Source organism: Pseudomonas sp. AB39(2026), from assembly GCF_059831485.1.
In genome coordinates this window covers 167,738-183,593 of sequence record NZ_CP195212.1, presented here as the reverse complement: position 1 = coordinate 183,593, position 15,856 = coordinate 167,738, and the positions used below count along the sequence as shown (strand labels likewise).

The 15,856-nt window shown below is 61.1% G+C and carries 16 protein-coding genes; 1 reads left to right on the top strand and 15 read right to left on the bottom strand.

Going from position 1 to position 15,856, the window contains the following annotated elements:
- Nucleotides 1-34: 34 nt before the first annotated feature.
- The 9 genes from ACSAMW_RS00760 to ACSAMW_RS00720 form a co-directional block, all read right to left on the bottom strand.
- A complete protein-coding gene (locus ACSAMW_RS00760) occupies nt 35-637 on the bottom strand; it encodes an START domain-containing protein (RefSeq protein ID WP_500592217.1) in 603 nt (200 codons plus the stop codon).
- Between the two features lie 18 nt (nt 638-655).
- Nucleotides 656-934: a YkgJ family cysteine cluster protein gene (locus tag ACSAMW_RS00755; RefSeq protein WP_500592216.1), complete on the bottom strand. Its 279-nt coding sequence runs from the start codon at nt 932-934 to the stop codon at nt 656-658.
- A 93-nt stretch (nt 935-1,027) separates the two neighbouring features.
- Nucleotides 1,028-1,549 carry a hypothetical protein gene (locus ACSAMW_RS00750; protein ID WP_500592215.1) on the bottom strand — a complete coding sequence of 174 codons (522 nt, stop codon included), beginning with the start codon at nt 1,547-1,549 and terminating at the stop codon, nt 1,028-1,030.
- A 123-nt stretch (nt 1,550-1,672) separates the two neighbouring features.
- The gene (locus tag ACSAMW_RS00745; protein WP_500592214.1) at nt 1,673-3,118 is read right to left on the bottom strand and encodes an aminotransferase-like domain-containing protein; all 1,446 of its coding nucleotides are present in this window, start codon (nt 3,116-3,118) and stop codon (nt 1,673-1,675) included.
- Between the two features lie 123 nt (nt 3,119-3,241).
- A complete protein-coding gene (locus ACSAMW_RS00740; protein ID WP_500592213.1) occupies nt 3,242-4,045 on the bottom strand; it encodes an OmpA family protein in 804 nt (267 codons plus the stop codon).
- On the bottom strand, nt 4,042-4,392 hold the full coding sequence (locus tag ACSAMW_RS00735; protein WP_168080526.1) for a DUF4398 domain-containing protein: 351 nt from the start codon (nt 4,390-4,392) through the stop codon (nt 4,042-4,044). Before ACSAMW_RS00735 ends, ACSAMW_RS00740 begins: the two co-directional genes overlap by 4 nt.
- 8 nt (nt 4,393-4,400) lie before the next feature.
- A complete protein-coding gene (locus tag ACSAMW_RS00730) occupies nt 4,401-5,213 on the bottom strand; it encodes a substrate-binding periplasmic protein (RefSeq protein WP_500592212.1) in 813 nt (270 codons plus the stop codon).
- Between the two features lie 94 nt (nt 5,214-5,307).
- Complete coding sequence (locus ACSAMW_RS00725) at nt 5,308-6,237, bottom strand: electron transfer flavoprotein subunit alpha/FixB family protein (protein WP_500592211.1); 930 nt, start codon at nt 6,235-6,237, stop codon at nt 5,308-5,310.
- Nucleotides 6,237-6,986 (bottom strand): electron transfer flavoprotein subunit beta/FixA family protein, encoded by a 750-nt coding sequence (locus ACSAMW_RS00720; RefSeq protein WP_168080520.1) that lies wholly within the window; start codon nt 6,984-6,986, stop codon nt 6,237-6,239. Before ACSAMW_RS00720 ends, ACSAMW_RS00725 begins: the two co-directional genes overlap by 1 nt.
- A gap of 389 nt (nt 6,987-7,375) precedes the next feature.
- Here ACSAMW_RS00720 and ACSAMW_RS00715 point away from each other — a divergent pair, with 389 nt between their 5' ends.
- A complete protein-coding gene (locus tag ACSAMW_RS00715; RefSeq protein WP_500592210.1) occupies nt 7,376-9,031 on the top strand; it encodes an electron transfer flavoprotein-ubiquinone oxidoreductase in 1,656 nt (551 codons plus the stop codon).
- Between the two features lie 24 nt (nt 9,032-9,055).
- Here ACSAMW_RS00715 and ACSAMW_RS00710 read toward each other — a convergent pair whose 3' ends face one another.
- The 6 genes from ACSAMW_RS00710 to ACSAMW_RS00685 form a co-directional block, all read right to left on the bottom strand.
- On the bottom strand, nt 9,056-10,777 hold the full coding sequence (locus ACSAMW_RS00710) for a S8 family peptidase (protein WP_500592209.1): 1,722 nt from the start codon (nt 10,775-10,777) through the stop codon (nt 9,056-9,058).
- Between the two features lie 56 nt (nt 10,778-10,833).
- A complete protein-coding gene (locus ACSAMW_RS00705; protein WP_500592208.1) occupies nt 10,834-11,607 on the bottom strand; it encodes an IclR family transcriptional regulator in 774 nt (257 codons plus the stop codon).
- Nucleotides 11,608-11,665: 58 nt separating this feature from the next.
- Complete coding sequence (locus tag ACSAMW_RS00700) at nt 11,666-12,988, bottom strand: MFS transporter (RefSeq protein ID WP_500592207.1); 1,323 nt, start codon at nt 12,986-12,988, stop codon at nt 11,666-11,668.
- Between the two features lie 68 nt (nt 12,989-13,056).
- Nucleotides 13,057-14,205, bottom strand: a complete 1,149-nt coding sequence (gene dgoD / locus ACSAMW_RS00695; RefSeq protein ID WP_168080510.1) for a galactonate dehydratase — start codon at nt 14,203-14,205, stop codon at nt 13,057-13,059.
- A 31-nt stretch (nt 14,206-14,236) separates the two neighbouring features.
- Nucleotides 14,237-14,857 carry a 2-dehydro-3-deoxy-6-phosphogalactonate aldolase gene (locus ACSAMW_RS00690; RefSeq protein ID WP_500593928.1) on the bottom strand — a complete coding sequence of 207 codons (621 nt, stop codon included), beginning with the start codon at nt 14,855-14,857 and terminating at the stop codon, nt 14,237-14,239.
- Nucleotides 14,858-14,877: 20 nt separating this feature from the next.
- Nucleotides 14,878-15,798 (bottom strand): 2-dehydro-3-deoxygalactonokinase, encoded by a 921-nt coding sequence (locus ACSAMW_RS00685; protein ID WP_500592206.1) that lies wholly within the window; start codon nt 15,796-15,798, stop codon nt 14,878-14,880.
- Nucleotides 15,799-15,856: the final 58 nt, after the last annotated feature.

Here is a 15,856-nt window from a genome sequence, read left to right as displayed (position 1 = left end):
GCAGCGCCAGGCTTCAGGCTTCAGGCTTCAACACTCAGGGCTGTTCAGCCCGAGCCTTCAGGTTTTTCAATGTATTGAAGGGTGCATCGACCACGAACTTGTTGGCAACCATAGACGGAACACTTCCGCCCGGCTCCGTGTGGACCTGGTAAGTCACCAAGGTATCAGGCCCCTTAGGCTCCATCTTCCAGAACCCCTCCACTTGGGCAACGCGAACATAGCCCTTTTCTTCGGGAAGGTAATTGGGCAGGCCTTTGAGTGTGCGCGTGAGGCTACCGTCTGCACCTTCCGTCGTTGTTACCAGCAACACCGAGTCGCGTGGCGTGACAGGCCATGGTGTATTGAATTGGGTGTAGGTCCAGGTCTGGCCACCGTCATGCTTGAGCAGCTTCTGGGATTTGCACTCGTGAATCCAGGCACAAGCACCGCTGGCATCCTCTTGCAAGGCACGTAACCGGGCAATGCTCGCGTGGATAATAGCGGTGCCTTTATAGGCCTTGTAGTCCGACCCTGGAACGCTACTTAAAGACACGGTAATGCCGCCTTCGTCCTTGGCCACCTGCCATGCTTCGGCATGGGCCTGCATGCTCATCCACGGTAGTACACATAGGGCTGCCAATCGATACATTGCGCTCATCGTTCTTTTCCTTTTTGTTCACGAGATGCGGTTCACTACCCTTACCTGGGCCGTTGCGCCTTCCAACCACCCCAGAATCCGTATGGCATCGTCGCTGTCGACACCGCAGAAGGCCGCATCCGCCTGGAATGCGGCGCATACCTTGGGACGCTCGGGCAGGCCAAAGATACGACACAGGTTGTCTGCACCCAGCTGGATGCAACGCTTACCTGCAGGCTTGCCTTCTGGCATGCCGGGTATGGGGGAGGAAATGGAAGGAGCGATGCAGCAGGCTCCACAGCCAACACGGCACAACATGGACAAGCGACTCCGGGCTTAGGCAAAGGCTACAGACTCAGCGATAGTAACCGCCTAAACGAGCGTTTGAAACCTCTGTTCAACGCTGCCTTGTCACTGCTTGAATTTGAAATCCAGCGCCGCACCCTCCACATCGCGACGCTCGTTGCGCAGCTGAAGGTCCATTTCATTGGTGAGTAGCCTGCCGTTAAGCTCAAAGGGCTCGGCGCTACCTTTGTCATTGAACATAGAAGGCAACAAGGGCTTGCCGTCTGTGGACGCTTGTACGGGCTTCACAGCAGCAGGTTTTCCAGGCGGCTGGAGTTGATTGACCATGTCCTTGGGTAGGGTGAGGTCGATTTTTGCAGGAGGGATGTTGGAAGCAATCGCGTCGGAAGACTTGCGCGACCGGCTTTTGGTAGCGACTCGGTTAGTGCGTTTGGGTGCTTTGGCGGCAGTTTTGCCCGCTTTTTTGGGCGACGCCTTGGCGGCGGTTTTTCCCTTCGCGCCGGGGCCTTTGGCATCTGGTGTCGGAGCCGCAGGAATCGCCGCGGGCAAGGGCACGGGCGCCCCTAGCACAAAGGGTTCTGGCGTGGCAGCAGGGGCCGGCCCCGCGGCTAGCGAGGTCAACAGCATACAACCCAAGCCAAGCAAACACTTAAAGTGATTCATGCGTACGACCAGCTACCTTCGTATACCTTTATGCTCACCCTTGCTCAGGTAGTTGGCAATAGGCGAGCAACCCGTAACTGCGACCGTTCAGTACCACGTACCGTTCCCCGTATCCTCGCAGAGCTGCGTGGCCAGCACCCCTAACGTCATCAGCGCCCGCTCGGCCTCACGGTTCCACGGGATCCCGCAATTGAGGCGGATGCAGTGGTTGAACTGCTCGGTATTACTGAAAATAAGGCCAGGCGCAATGCTGATGCCCTGTTCCAAGGCACGCACATGCAACTCCTGGGTATTCACACGGCCAGGCAGGCTGACCCAGAGGATGAAACCGCCCAAGGGCCGAGTCATTTGAGTGCCTGCAGGAAAGTGCTGTTGCACGGCCAGTTGGCAGGCCGTGAGGTTCTTACGGTACTCCTGCCGAACGTGCCGCAGGTGGCGATCATAGCCTGCGTTTTCCAGGTAGCTGGCAATCGCCATCTGGGTCACGCTGCAGGCCGAATGAGTGCTGAAGGTTTGCAGCCGCTGAATCTCTTCCTGGTGCCGGCCCGCCAGCATCCAGCCGATACGCACACCAGGCGAAAGCGTTTTGGAAAAGCTTGAGCAGTACACCACATGGCCCTGACGGTCATAAGCTTTCAAGGCTTTGTAACGGCCCGGCTCGAACATCAATTCGCCGTGAATATCGTCTTCGACAATCTGCATGTTGAATTCCGCCGCCAGCCTCAAAAGCTGCTTCTGCCGTTCCTCGGGCACTACCCCGCCCAGGGGGTTGCTTAGACGGGACGTCATCAGCACAACCTTGATCGACCATTGATTGGCTGCCAGCTGTAGCGCTTCCAGGCTGATGCCTGCCGTGGGATCGCTGGGAATCTCGATGACCTTCAAGCCCAGCAGATCTGCCAACTGCAACAAGCCGTAGTACGTAGGGGATTCGGCAGCGATCAGGTCCCCCGGCCGAGTGAGTACCCTCAACGCCATTTGCAGCGCATCGACGCAGCCGTGGGTGATTACGACTTCGGAAGGGTCTACCACTACACCGGCATCACGCATGCGAATCGCAATCTGCCGGCGCAGCGGCTCGTAGCCTGGGCTGAACATATAGCTGAACGCACGTGGGCTATGGAAGCGAGTCACTTTGGCGAGCTGCTGGTGCAGGGCCCGGACGGGCAGGTAGTCCACGTGAGGCACCGCTGTACCCAGTGCAAACACGCCCTCGCGCCGGGACTCGTCCAGCACCTGCTGAATGATGCTGCTGCGCGTGACCAGGCCTGGGCGTTCCACGCGAGCAATATCAGGCGTAGGGGCTGTAAGTGCGGGGGTTTGATGCACGTAGTAACCCGACTGCGGACGTGCCCGGATAAGCCCCTGGTCCTCCAGGTTGGCATAAGCCTGAAGCACAGTGGCATGGCTTACGTTCAGCTGTGCGCTCATCTTGCGCACTGAGGGCACACGTTCACCGGGCTGATAGACGCCTTTGCGAATATCCTCAGCCAATTGCTGGGCAATGCGCTGGTAGAGCAGAAGGTTCGTCATGGGCAAGCGTCTCTGACCCTGAAGCACCGGAACAGTAGAGAACTGTACGGGAACAGTTATCCAGCCAGAGGAGAGAATACCGCCAGTGCACCCTCAGTGCGAGGGGCACTGTGCAGCAAGTGCCTATCGTTTTGCGCCTAATGCACCTAACTTGTCCGAGATCACGATTTCAACACGGCGATTGAGCGCCCTGCCCCGTTCCGTGGCATTGGCCTCCACCGGGTACTGGTCGCCGTACCCTTCAACAGCAATACGCTTTTCCTCGACTCCTAGGTCTACCAGCATGTCCGCTACGGATTGCGCACGGTCGCGTGACAGGCTCAGGTTTTCACCAGCTGCCCCGGTGCTGTCCGTGTAACCTTCTATGCGTATGGTGCGCCGTAGGTTCATTTGAAGAAACTGCGCCAGCTTGAGGAGTGTTCGGTTGGCCGACGGTTTAAGGTCCGCTGCGCCTGTGTCGAACAACACATCTCCCAAAGTGAGTACCAGGCCGCGATCAGCGTCGGTCGTGGTCAAAGCCAGCAGTTGGTCTTCGAGCCATTGCCCCTGACGCTGCACGCTGGCTAGCCGGGATTCCCGCAGCGCCAGCTGCAGGCGTTCCCGCTCCAGCTCTCGCCGTTGCAGTTGCTCAAGGTTGCCCGCTGCTTCGCTATGGGCCAGCGCCATTTCGCTGTAGCGGGTACTCAGATAGGCATAATGACGGACGTCGTCGGCAGCGCCCCAGTAGCTGGACAAGCGCTCGGCGCGGGCCAGCGACTCACCTGCACGGATCACATCCTTGGGTGCGTAGCGAAGTACCTCTGCGTTGTCCCGTATCCCTTGGAAACGGGCAGTGGCCTGGTCAAGGGCCTGATCGGCTGAGTGCGTTGCACAACCGCCTAGGGCTGCCAGCAGGCACAAGGCCAGGGGAACACGTATCGAGGTCATGGTGCCTCTCCCAACTGCTTGCGCAACCGCTGGATACGCAGGTTTACCTGAGCCAATTGGGCAGCGCTTTTACGGGTCAGCTCATGCGCCTCAGCCAAACGGGCATCCAGCTCGGCCTGCTCCAGGGCCATGCGGGCGACCTTGTTGTGACCACTGGCCATGTCGGCGCGCGCCTGGGCGGCCTTGCTCAGTGCGGTGGCCAAGGGCTCACTGTCCTCGGCCGCGCCCACTGCACGGGCCTGCTCGATGGACTGCTCGGTAAGGCGAAGTTGTTCGTCGGGCACAGGGTCGGTGGCACAGCCGGCAAGGGCCAGCACTGCCCCCGCCCAGATCAATCGTTTGTTCACAGCATGTCCTATGGTTTGGCGGCCTCGGGCATTGCCTGTTGCTGGAGTTTCCAACGTTCGGCATTACGCTGCAGGATCGACTGGACCCCGCCAGAGGCGGCCAATTCTGTCATCTTTTTGGCCAGCTGTCCGCGTAGCCAGCCATCGTTGCAGGCAGAGTCCTGCGCAATAGCCACGTAGATACCTGGGCGGTCCACAACCACGTCCTGTGCCACCAGCCCTACCGTTGGGCCCAGTGTCGCCACAGCGGCCGCACCGGCATACCGTGGCGCGATGGCATAGTCTGCCTGGCCCATCACCACGGATTGAAGTGTGCGAGTGAGGTTTTGCGAAGGCACAAGGTTCAAATGCTGCGCAGCGAAGCTGCTGAACGTCGGTGTGAGGCGCGCCTTGGCTGAAACAGCGCCCCGTTGCCCAGCCAGGTCGGCCAACGTGGCGTAGCTGGCGGCTGAATGTTGCCGTGTCCATACCAGGTAGTCGTTGAACGCCAGCGGTGGATAGACATAATCCAAGTGTTCGAGGTCAGCCGTCGTCAGGACCGCATCTGCCAGCAGGTCCATACGCCCGGTACGCACTTCATCCAGCGCCTGGGAGCGCCGACCGGCATACAGCACCTCGATCTCGATCCCCAACTGGGCAGCGATACCTGTGAGCACATCCACGCTGGCACCGATAAGCTTGCGAGGGTCGGCGGGGTCGCGCCAGGCATAGGGCGGCGCATCCGGGCTGGCCGTGGCTACCAAGCGCTCGCAGCTGCCGGCTGCATTACCTAAAGAGGGAAACAGGGCCAGTGTCGCCAACCCGTACAGGACGCTTCGCATGAGGGGCTATACCTTCGCCTAGGGGCTGTTCAGCCTATGAAAAAACCCAGGCGATGCCTGGGTTTCCTGAGGTTGTGCGCTATTGAAAGCGGTTTCACACCAGCTTTTCGAGCTCCGGAATAACCTCGAACAGGTCACCCACCAGGCCATAGTCGGCCACCTGGAAAATGGGCGCCTCTTCATCCTTGTTGATCGCAACGATCACCTTGGAATCCTTCATGCCCGCCAGGTGCTGGATCGCACCGGAAATACCTACGGCGATATACAGCTGGGGGGCAACGATCTTGCCGGTCTGGCCAACCTGCATGTCGTTGGGTACGAAACCTGCGTCTACGGCCGCGCGCGAAGCACCTACGGCAGCGCCCAGTTTGTCTGCCAAGGCGTAGAGGTGCTTGAAGTTGTCACCGTTCTGCATGCCACGGCCACCGGAAACAACGACCTTGGCAGCCGTGAGTTCCGGACGATCCGACTTGGCCAGCTCTTCACCCACGAACGCAGAAACCCCAGCATCCTTCACCTCGGCAACCGTTTCTACGGAGGCGGAACCACCCTCGGCAGCGACTGGGTCGAAGCCGGTTGTGCGCACGGTAATGACTTTCACGGCTGCGCTGGACTGCACGGTGGCAATGGCGTTGCCGGCATAGATCGGGCGCGTGAAGGTATCAGCGCTTTCAACGCTGATGATTTCCGAAAGCTGGTCCACGTCCAGCATGGCGGCAACACGCGGCAGGAAGTTCTTGCCGTTGGTGGTCGCCGGTGCCAACACGTGACTGTAGCCAGAGGCCAGGGACACAATCAGCGGGGCCACGTTCTCAGGCAACTGGTGGGCATAGGCAGCGTTGTCGGCCAGCAGCACCTTGCTTACACCGGCAACCTTGGCCGCCGCGTCCGCAACAGACGAGACGCCCTGCCCTGCAACCAGTACGTGAACCTCACCACCGATTTTTGCGGCGGCGGCGACAGTATTGAGGGTAGCGCCTGCCAGTGCGCCGTTTTCGTGTTCAGCGATTACCAGGATAGGCATCAGATTACCTTCGCTTCGTTTTTCAGTTTGTCGACCAGTTCAGCAACGGACTTCACCTTGACACCAGCGCTGCGGGTCGCCGGCGCCTGCACCTTGATGGTTTTGCTGGTAGACGCCGTGGACACGCCCAAGGCATCGGGTGTGAAGCTTTCCAGCGGCTTTTTCTTGGCCTTCATGATGTTGGGGAGCGAGGCGTAACGCGGTTCGTTCAGGCGCAGGTCAGTGGTTACGATGGCCGGCAGGGTCAGCGCAACGGTTTGCAGGCCGCCATCGATTTCACGGGTCACGTTGAGCGTGTCGCCGGCCAGTTCCACCTTCGAAGCGAAGGTGCCCTGGGCATAACCGGTTAGCGCGGCCAGCATCTGGCCGGTCTGGTTGTTGTCGCTGTCGATGGCCTGCTTGCCAAGGATCACCAGTTGCGGCTGTTCCTTGTCCACTACCGCCTTCAACAGTTTGGCAATGGCAAGTGAGCCAAGCTCTTCGGCGCTTTCGATCAGTACGGCACGGTCGGCACCCAGGGCCAACGCAGTGCGCAGCTGCTCTTGGGCAGTAGCCGGCCCGACGGTAACCACGATCACCTCAGTGGCTACGCCCTTTTCCTTGAGGCGTACCGCTTCTTCCACGGCGATTTCGCAGAAGGGGTTCATGGACATCTTGACGTTGGCCAGATCCACCCCGGAGTTATCCGCCTTGACGCGAACCTTGACGTTGTAATCGACCACTCGTTTGACAGCTACAAGAACCTTCATGGATTCCTCGTTACGCTCCGGTGAATAGAATGTCGCAGGGCGGGCCTTGCGATCGCTTGTACAGGGCTCGCCGCCTGTGCGTGCGAGGCCATGATCGCCCGCCCCTAAGCCCTGGGCCCGGAAGCCGCCACATGGCGCGAGGCCAGCGGTCGTGAGCAACAGCTGACATGAAACCGCTCGTATCTTGACCGCACCGCAATGGCTGGTCAATACGCGGAACCCGCCAGTCACGCGCCCGCACCCAGCGAATTCATTGGCACTGACAGGATTCAAACAAACGTTTGATTTGGACCACCACACTGGTGTAGATATAATGCCCAATCAACGGTGAAGGGTCCCAACCGCCCTTGTCAGAAAAAACCGTACCCGCCTGTGTTAGGAGAGAACCTGTGGAACGCGAATACATGGAATTCGACGTGGTCATCGTCGGGGCCGGCCCCGCTGGCCTGTCCGCCGCCTGCCGCATCAAGCAGAAGGCCGCCGAAGCCGGTAAGGAAGTGAGCGTCTGCGTGGTAGAAAAAGGTGCCGAGGTGGGCGCCCACATTCTCTCCGGTGCCGTGTTCGAACCCCGTGCGCTGAACGAACTGTTCCCGGATTGGAAAAACCTGGGCGCCCCGCTGAACACGCCCGTGACGCGCGATGACATCTATGTGCTCAAGGACGCCCACGGTGCTCGTAAAATCCCTGGGGCCCTGGTACCCAAGACCATGCACAACGAGGGCAACTACATTATCTCCCTGGGCAACCTCTGCCGCTGGCTGGGCCAGCAAGCCGAGAACCTGGGCGTAGAGGTGTACCCAGGCTTCGCCGCCCAAGAAGCGCTGATCGACGAGCACGGTGTGGTGCGCGGCATTCTAACCGGCGACATGGGCGTGGACCGCGAGGGCCAGCCCAAAGGCGGCATGTATACCCCAGGCATGGAGTTGCGTGGCAAGTACACCTTGTTCGCTGAAGGCTGCCGTGGGCACATCGGGAAGCAGTTGATCAAACGCTTCAACCTGGACAGCGATGCCGACCCACAGCATTACGCCATTGGCTTGAAGGAGATCTGGGACATCGACCCCGCTCGGCACGAGCCTGGGCTGGTGGTGCACACCGCCGGCTGGCCGCTGGATGACGCCAACCCGGGCGGGTCGTTCCTGTACCACTTGGAAAACCATCAGGTGGTTGTCGGCCTGATCGTGGACCTGTCCTACAGCAACCCTTACCTGTCCCCCTTCGACGAGTTCCAGCGCTATAAGCACCACCCGGTGGTCAAGCAGTACCTGGAAGGCGGCAAGCGGGTGTCCTACGGCGCCCGAGCCATTGTCAAAGGCGGCCTCAACTCCCTGCCCAAAATGGTGTTTGCCGGCGGCGCACTGATCGGCTGCGACCTGGGCACCCTGAACTTCGCCAAGATCAAGGGCAGCCATACTGCCATGAAGTCCGGCATGCTAGCGGCGGATGCCGTGGTCGACCGTCTGCTGGGGGGCAGTGAAGGGGGGGACCTGTTAACGGCCTACCCGGACAGCTTCAAGGCCAGCTGGTTGTACGACGAACTGTTCTGTAGCCGCAATTTCGGCGCCGCCATCCATAAATGGGGCGCCATCAAAGGCAACGCTTTCAACTTCATCGACCAGAACCTGTTCGGCGGGAAAATTCCGTTTACCCTGCGCGACACCACACCCGACTACGCTACCCTCAAGTTGGCCGCAGACTCGAAGAAAATCGACTACCCCAAGCCCGACGGCCTGCTGAGTTTCGACAAGCTGAGCTCGGTATTCCTCTCCGGCACCAACCACGAAGAGGAACAGCCCTGCCACTTGAAGCTCAAGGACCCAAGCATTCCGATTGCCAAAAACCTGCCACTGTACGATGAGCCCGCGCAGCGCTATTGCCCCGCCGGCGTGTATGAGGTGGTGACACAGGAGAGCGGCGAAAAGCGGTTCCAGATCAACGCGCAAAACTGTGTGCATTGCAAAACGTGCGACATCAAGGACCCGTCCCAGAACATCGTGTGGGTAGCCCCTGAAGGCGCTGGCGGGCCCATGTACCCCAATATGTAAGGGCGCGCCCGCTGCGAGCTGCCCTTACCGGCGCCGATCCCGGCTCTGCACGGTCAGCTCCAGCGCTTTTTGCATGTCCAGCCGTGCGGAACGGCCTACGTCCGGGTGGTTAAGGTCAAAGTTGCGCTCGGACGGCAGGATAGGTGCCGTCAGGTCTTCCCCATCGGCCGGTTCGAAATCGCCATCGGCGCCGATAGGCATGGCGCTGCGGCGCAACAGCAAGCGCAGTTGCGCGGGCGTCAGCTGGGGGTTGATGGATAACATGGCTGCGACCGTGCCGGTCACCAAAGGGGTGGCGAAGGAGGTTCCACAGTGGGTCGTCACCTGCGGGTCTACGCCTGGCGCGCAAGCTGCGGCTGAAATATCCACTCGGCTGTCCAGGTTGGAAGACCCCCGACGTACCGCATAATCGGCACTCCCAAGAGGCGTGGCGCTGGCTTCACTTCGCTCATGCCCGCCTACCACCAGCAACTGGTCCGTTACGAACGATGACGGCAGCCTGTAGTCGTCCTGCCCCGCATACGAAGCCCCGTTGCCTGCCGAATTGATCACCACCACATTGGGGTGCTTGGCCTTCAACCAGCGGAAGAATTCTTCGAGCAGCTCTTCGTACCCCGCCATGGCCACACCCGAGCGCACCTGGGTGTCGATATCACCGCCCTGGACCTTCTGAGCCCCTACCCGGTGCAACCCCCAACTCCAGTTAAGCACCCTGGCACCGTCTTCTACCAGGTTGACGGACGCCGCCACGTTGGCCGTGATACCCGCATCGGAATCACGCTCCACGATAATCTCGAACCCCTTGCTAACGCCCTCCAGGCCGCGCAGGAAACCGGTATTGCCCGCTTTAAGCCAATGGGCCGCCAATACCCCCGTCACGCTTGACCCATGTGCCTTAGGGCTGCGTGCGTCCCTTGCGTACACACACAGGCGAGGCGATTGGCAGGGACCCACGTATTCGGCGAAATCTTCAGAATCAAAATCCACATTGCGTTCGATGACCCCGATCCGTACAGGGACCGTGTCAATGGGCGCCCCTCTCGCGGCGATTCGGCGGCGGTAATAGTTCACGGCATCCACGAAGCGGTTGGCCGCCCACTCTTCCTGAACCTGGCCAGGGGGTGGCACCTCGCGCTCCGCTTCCTCGGCCGAGGACTCTTCAATCACAACGGCATCCACGCTCACCTCATGGCCGAGCCGAAGGACCAATGCATCGCGTTCAGTGAGGGTATTGACCGGTAGGCGCAACTGCCAGGTGTTCAGGGCGGGGATGGCGCCTACCAGCGTAGCGCCGTATTGCTGGGCCAATTTCCGAACCTGCTCAAGGCCGTTGTAACGTTCCTCGATCACCACGCTCACCAGGTTCAGGTACGTGGTCAGGCCTTCGGCGTTAACTGCCGTCTCATTGGGCTTTGCCGCCAGCACGTGGTTACCGGCCATACTCAGCCATACACTGTTGCTGGCGCGCCCCTCCTGCTCCAGGTGCAAGGGGCCGCTAGGGTCCTTGCCGGTTTCAAGCGTAAGCCGAAGGTGGTTGCCTTCCCGCTCGTTCGCTTTTTCAACCGTACCTAGCCACGTTTTGACAGGGCCTGGCCCCAATCCGTCAGCCTTCAGGCAAAACACCTGGCGCCGGGTGTCCAGCAGGTCTCCGCAGCGCTCCAGGGTCTCCAGGCGAAGGGGCGGCTCTGCCCGGGCGCCTGTAGCCAACCCCCATACCAACAGTACAATCAGCCAGCGTCGTTCCATGAAAGGCCTTCTGTTCGGGCATTTTGCAGCTGTGACTGCCTGCGTTACAGCTTGGTTCAGCCGCCCAGCTCGCGACTCAGCGATAACGCCGCCGCCTGCACCGAGGGGACCAGCGCCTCCATACGTTCCAGCGACAGGTAGGGCACGGTACTGGCTACGCTGATCGCCGCAACAATCCGCCGGCTGGCATCACGCACCGGTGCGGCCACACAACGAATGGAGGGCTCGTTGTCCTCCAGATCAAAGGCGTACTGACCTTCCACGTACGCCTGCATACGGGCTACGAAAGCGTTCCAGCCCGGTTCCTCGCGCGGGCCCCACACAGCAGCCGGCGCAGGCTGGGCCTCGAACAAGCGGCGCCATTCATCAGGCGGGCTGTCCAATAGCAGCGCCTTGCCAATACCCGTCCGGGTCAAGGGCATGCGCAACCCTACACGCGAGCGCATTTCTGGCCCATTGCGCCCTGGATTCTTATGTAGGTAAAGCACTTGATCCCCGTCCCGCACCGCCAAGTGAACGGTATCACCCGTGGCCGCTCCCAAGGCATCGAGCACGGGTGCGGCCAATTGCGCCAAGGGAAATTCGTCCCTGGCCTGAAACCCCAGCTCGATCAGCCGAGGGCCCAGGCCGTAGCCGTTATTGGGCAGCAACCGCAAGTAACGTTCATCCACCAGCGCACTGGCCAGCCGGTGCGTGGTGCTGCGGGTGGTGCCAAGGGTGGCGGCAATGGCTTTGAGGTCGCGTGCACCGCCGGCCACGGCCTGGATCACCGCCAACCCCCGCAGGAGGGTTTGAGTCCCTGCCGGGGCAGGTGTCTCGATGGCTGTCATAGGTTGAACCCTGTCGTGAAGATGCAGCCGCCATTATCGACGGCAGTCGCCCTGCCCGTCACCCTTCCACCAGTTCTATGCGCTCGACCTTGCCCACCAGTACGATGTAACTGAGCGCACCCACCAGCGCCGTGACCGCCACATATGTAATAGCCGGCGCAAAGGAATCCCCGGTGGCCAGCAGCCCGATCACGATAGGTGTGACAATGGCCGCCAGGTTGCCGATGAAATTGAACATGCCGCCTGTCAAACCCAGCAGGCGGGCTGGCGCCAGGGTAGACACCAGCGACCAGGTGATGGACGCCAACCCGTTACCGAAGAATGCCAGGGCCAGGCAGGCGATCACCACCGGTGTGGAGTCGAACCAATTAGCGCCGATGATGCAGGTGGAAATCAACAGCCCGCCGATGATGGGCACCTTGCGTGCGACACCGATGCTGGTACCGCGCCGGATCAGCCAGTCCGAGAACAACCCGGAGCACAACACGCCCACGAACGCGGCCAGAAACGGCACTGCGCCCAGCAGGCCGGACTTGATAAAGTCCATGCCCCGGTACTTCACCAGGTAAGTAGGGAACCAGGTCAGGAAGAACCACAAGGTGGAGTTGAGGCAGAACTGGCCAATGTAAATGCCCCACAGCTTGCGCTGGCTCAGGATCACCTTCAGGTCTGCCAGGTTCAGCCGCTGCGCCTTGGGCTTGCGGTCGATGTCCACCAGCCCGCCGCCTGCTTGAATGAGCGCGATCTCTGCGTCGTTCGCACCGGAGAAATCCCGAGGCTCACGGTAAACCGCGTACCAGATCACCGCCCACAGCACGCCGATCAGCCCCGTGATCACGAACACCATGTGCCAGCCATAGGTTTGCTGAAACCATGCCAGCACCGGGGTCAGGAACGCCAACCCAACGAACTGCCCAGAGGTGTAGACACCAATGGCCGTGGCACGCTCGCGCTCAGGGAACCACGTGGTCACGACCCGGCTATTGATGGGGTAGGCAGGCGCCTCCAGCGCACCTACGGCCATGCGCAACACGAACAGTGCCACAAAGCTGCCCGTAAACCCCAGTGCCACCGTCGCCACCGACCACAGTACCAGCGCCGCGGTGTACAGAATACGCGGGGGCACGCGGTCGACCAGCCAGCCTCCGGGAATCTGCATGGCGGCATACGTCCAGCCAAAGGCCGAGAACACCAGCCCGATCTGGGCAGGCGCCAGCCCCAGCTCCGACGTGAGGGCCGGGGCGGCAATGGACAGGTTGGCACGGTCCAGGTAGTTGATCACCACCGTGATGAACAACAGCACCATGATGAAGAACCGCTTGCGGCTCGGCGTCGCCAGGGCGGCGTGCGCCGTGGCTGAGTGTGCAGTCTGGGTTTGCATGTTGGGTCTCTTGTGATTATGTCCCAATCGGCGAGTGTGACGCTGGCCTTACAAGGCCAGCTGGCCGGTCACCATTCGGCAAAGCTGCCATCGGCATGGCGCCAGATGGGGTTGCGCCAGCGATGGCCAATGGCAGCGCGTTCGCGCACGTATTCCTCGTTGATCTCGATGCCCAGGCCAGGGCCTTTGGGAATGGTCACAAACCCATCGTTGTAGTCGAACACCTCAGGCTGGCGGATGTAGTCCAGCAGGTCATTGCTTTCGTTGTAATGGATACCCAGGCTTTGCTCCTGGATGAAGGCGTTGTAGCAGGCGGCGTCCAGCTGCAGGCAAGCGGCCAGCGCGATGGGCCCCAAGGGGCAATGCAGGGCCAGCGCCACGTCATAGGCTTCGGCCATGGCCGCGATCTTGCGGGTTTCGGTGATACCACCGGCATGGGAGGCATCGGGCTGAATAATGTCCACATAGCCCTCGCTGAGCACCCGCTTGAAGTCCCAACGCGAGAACAGCCGCTCACCTAAGGCGATGGGGGTGCTGGTGAGCGGCGCCAGTTCCTTGAGCGCTTCATAGTTTTCACTCAGCACGGGCTCTTCGATGAACATGAGCTTGAACGGGTCTAGCTCTTTCATCAGCACCTTGGCCATGGGTTTGTGCACCCGGCCATGGAAATCCACACCAATGCCTACGTTTGGCCCTACGGCGTCACGCACAGCGGCCACGCTGGCCAGGCAGCGGTCCACCTTGTCGAAACTGTCCACGAATTGCATTTCTTCGGTGCCGTTCATTTTCACGGCGGTAAAGCCACGGTCCACGGCCTCTTTCGCCGCCTTGGCGGTTTCGGAGGGGCGGTCCCCACCAATCCACGAATACACACGGATACGCTCGCGTACCTGGCCACCCAGCAGGTCACTCACGGACACGCCCAAGGCCTTGCCTTTGATGTCCCACAGCGCCTGGTCGATACCGGCCAGGGCGCTCATGTGGATCGCCCCACCCCGGTAGAAACCGCCCCGGTACAGCACTTGCCAGTGGTCTTCGATATTGCGTGGGTCCTTGCCGATCAGGTAATCGCTCAGTTCGTCCACGGCTGCGGCCACTGTGTGGGCGCGGCCCTCAACCACCGGTTCGCCCCAGCCGCAGATGCCTTCGTCGGTTTCGATCTTCAGGAAGCACCAGCGTGGAGGAACAATGAAGGTGCTCAGTCGGGTAATTTTCATCGCTTGTCTCTTTTATCGATGGAAGAGGTGTTCAACGGGCCTGCTGCCAGCCCAAGGCATAGGCATCGGCGCGCTCACGCACCTGCGCGGCGGTAAGCCCGGGCTTGAACAAACCCGAGCCCAGGCCGAAACCGGCAACGCCCGCCTCCAGGAAGGGCCCCATATTGCCAGGCGTGATACCGCCCACTGGCACAAGCGGCGTGCCCTTGGGCAATACCGCCAGCAAGGCACGGACTATGGCGGGGGTGAGCGCTTCGGCGGGGAACAGTTTCAAGGCGTCAGCGCCCTCGTCCAGCGCGGCAAAGGCCTCGGTCGGTGTGACCACGCCTGGGGCCAACTGCAGGCCGGCCGCCTTGGCGGCACGCAGCACCTTGGGATCACTGTGGGGCATCACGATCAGTTCGCCGCCGGCATCCTTGACCTCCAGCACCGCACGCTCGCTGAGCACCGTGCCGGCCCCGATCAGGCAGTCGGCGGGCAGGCCGTCACGCAATATGCGAATGCTGCGCAGTGGGTCCGGAGAGTTGAGCGGCACTTCGATAATGCGAAACCCCGCGGCGTACAACTGCTGGCCAACCTCCAGTACTTCATGAGGGGTGACCCCGCGCAGAATCGCGATCAGGCCATTGATGGCCATGGCATCGTTGAGCAACATGAAAAGCTCCTTGGGAATCAGGGGTGAACCAGGCCAGCGGCTATGGCCAATAACCACAGGCCTCGCTCGGTAGCTTGGTGGGCAGTCTGTATGCGGCTCACGCCAGCCCGTTCGAGGGCGCGCTGGTAGCGCTGGCACAGCGCACCATTGCCTACCAGTACAATGCTGGAAGGTGCACGGATGGCCCCGAGCGCGGCGACTTCATGGCCGATCATCAGGCCAGAGAGGTAGTCGGGTTGTTCATCGGCGCGCAGTGTACCGGTCAGGCCCAGCGTTCGCGTGCTGAATACCGTGGCCAAGGGGCCGAGCGCGCCCTCGCTGGAAAGGGCAACGTCCAGGCCACGGTCAAAGGCCGCGGCTTGAAACTGTTCAGACGGCTGTTGGGTGCGCCCCAAAATCGTATGGGCGCAGGCGGCGGCGTACAGCTCGCCGGTCATGAAGGTGTCGAAGTGGCGAATACACCCCTCTTCCACCCTCACCCACTTGCTGTGGGTGCCTGGCAGCCCGATCAGCACGGGGTCGACTGGCGCCAGGGTATCCAGGACACCGAACACCTGGGTTTCCTCGCCCCGCATCACGTTGGGGAGGTGACCGTTCTGTAACACACCGGGGATGATTTGCAGGCGGTTGCCGTTGGCCAGTGGCACCGTCACCAGATGGCGGGCGATGTCCTGCTGCGTGGCCGGTGCCGGGCAATAAGGGGCTTCACGCCACCCCTGGGCACTACCCACCATGCCGCAAGCGATCAATGGCACGTCTGGCTGCGCGGTGCGCCAGTCGCCACAAGCTGAATCCAGTGCCTGCTCAAACCGCTGATCGGCCACTTGCATGATGCCCAGCGGTAGCTCGCGGGCCTCAAGCACTTCGCCGTCATCGCCCATGCGGTATGCCCGCAGGGAGGACGTTCCCCAGTCCAGCCCGATCAAACGTGCCTGCATCGCCTCACCTGTTTGTTATTGGTGTGAGTGGTAGAGGCGACGACTATAGCGCCAGCAC

Excerpts from the sequence above, each read along its gene's own strand:
- ACSAMW_RS00750 (WP_500592215.1), bottom strand. The coding sequence starts at position 1,549 with ATGCTGTTGACCTCGCTAGCCGCGGGGCCGGCCCCTGCTGCCACGCCA.
- ACSAMW_RS00700 (WP_500592207.1), bottom strand. The coding sequence starts at position 12,988 with ATGCAAACCCAGACTGCACACTCAGCCACGGCGCACGCCGCCCTGGCG.
- ACSAMW_RS00760 (WP_500592217.1), bottom strand. The coding sequence starts at position 637 with ATGAGCGCAATGTATCGATTGGCAGCCCTATGTGTACTACCGTGGATG.
- ACSAMW_RS00725 (WP_500592211.1), bottom strand. The coding sequence starts at position 6,237 with ATGCCTATCCTGGTAATCGCTGAACACGAAAACGGCGCACTGGCAGGC.
- ACSAMW_RS00685 (WP_500592206.1), bottom strand. The coding sequence starts at position 15,798 with ATGCAGGCACGTTTGATCGGGCTGGACTGGGGAACGTCCTCCCTGCGG.
- ACSAMW_RS00720 (WP_168080520.1), bottom strand. The coding sequence starts at position 6,986 with ATGAAGGTTCTTGTAGCTGTCAAACGAGTGGTCGATTACAACGTCAAG.
- ACSAMW_RS00730 (WP_500592212.1), bottom strand. The coding sequence starts at position 5,213 with ATGCGAAGCGTCCTGTACGGGTTGGCGACACTGGCCCTGTTTCCCTCT.
- ACSAMW_RS00705 (WP_500592208.1), bottom strand. The coding sequence starts at position 11,607 with ATGACAGCCATCGAGACACCTGCCCCGGCAGGGACTCAAACCCTCCTG.
- ACSAMW_RS00710 (WP_500592209.1), bottom strand. The coding sequence starts at position 10,777 with ATGGAACGACGCTGGCTGATTGTACTGTTGGTATGGGGGTTGGCTACA.
- ACSAMW_RS00740 (WP_500592213.1), bottom strand. The coding sequence starts at position 4,045 with ATGACCTCGATACGTGTTCCCCTGGCCTTGTGCCTGCTGGCAGCCCTA.
- ACSAMW_RS00745 (WP_500592214.1), bottom strand. The coding sequence starts at position 3,118 with ATGACGAACCTTCTGCTCTACCAGCGCATTGCCCAGCAATTGGCTGAG.
- ACSAMW_RS00755 (WP_500592216.1), bottom strand. The coding sequence starts at position 934 with ATGTTGTGCCGTGTTGGCTGTGGAGCCTGCTGCATCGCTCCTTCCATT.
- dgoD (WP_168080510.1), bottom strand. The coding sequence starts at position 14,205 with ATGAAAATTACCCGACTGAGCACCTTCATTGTTCCTCCACGCTGGTGC.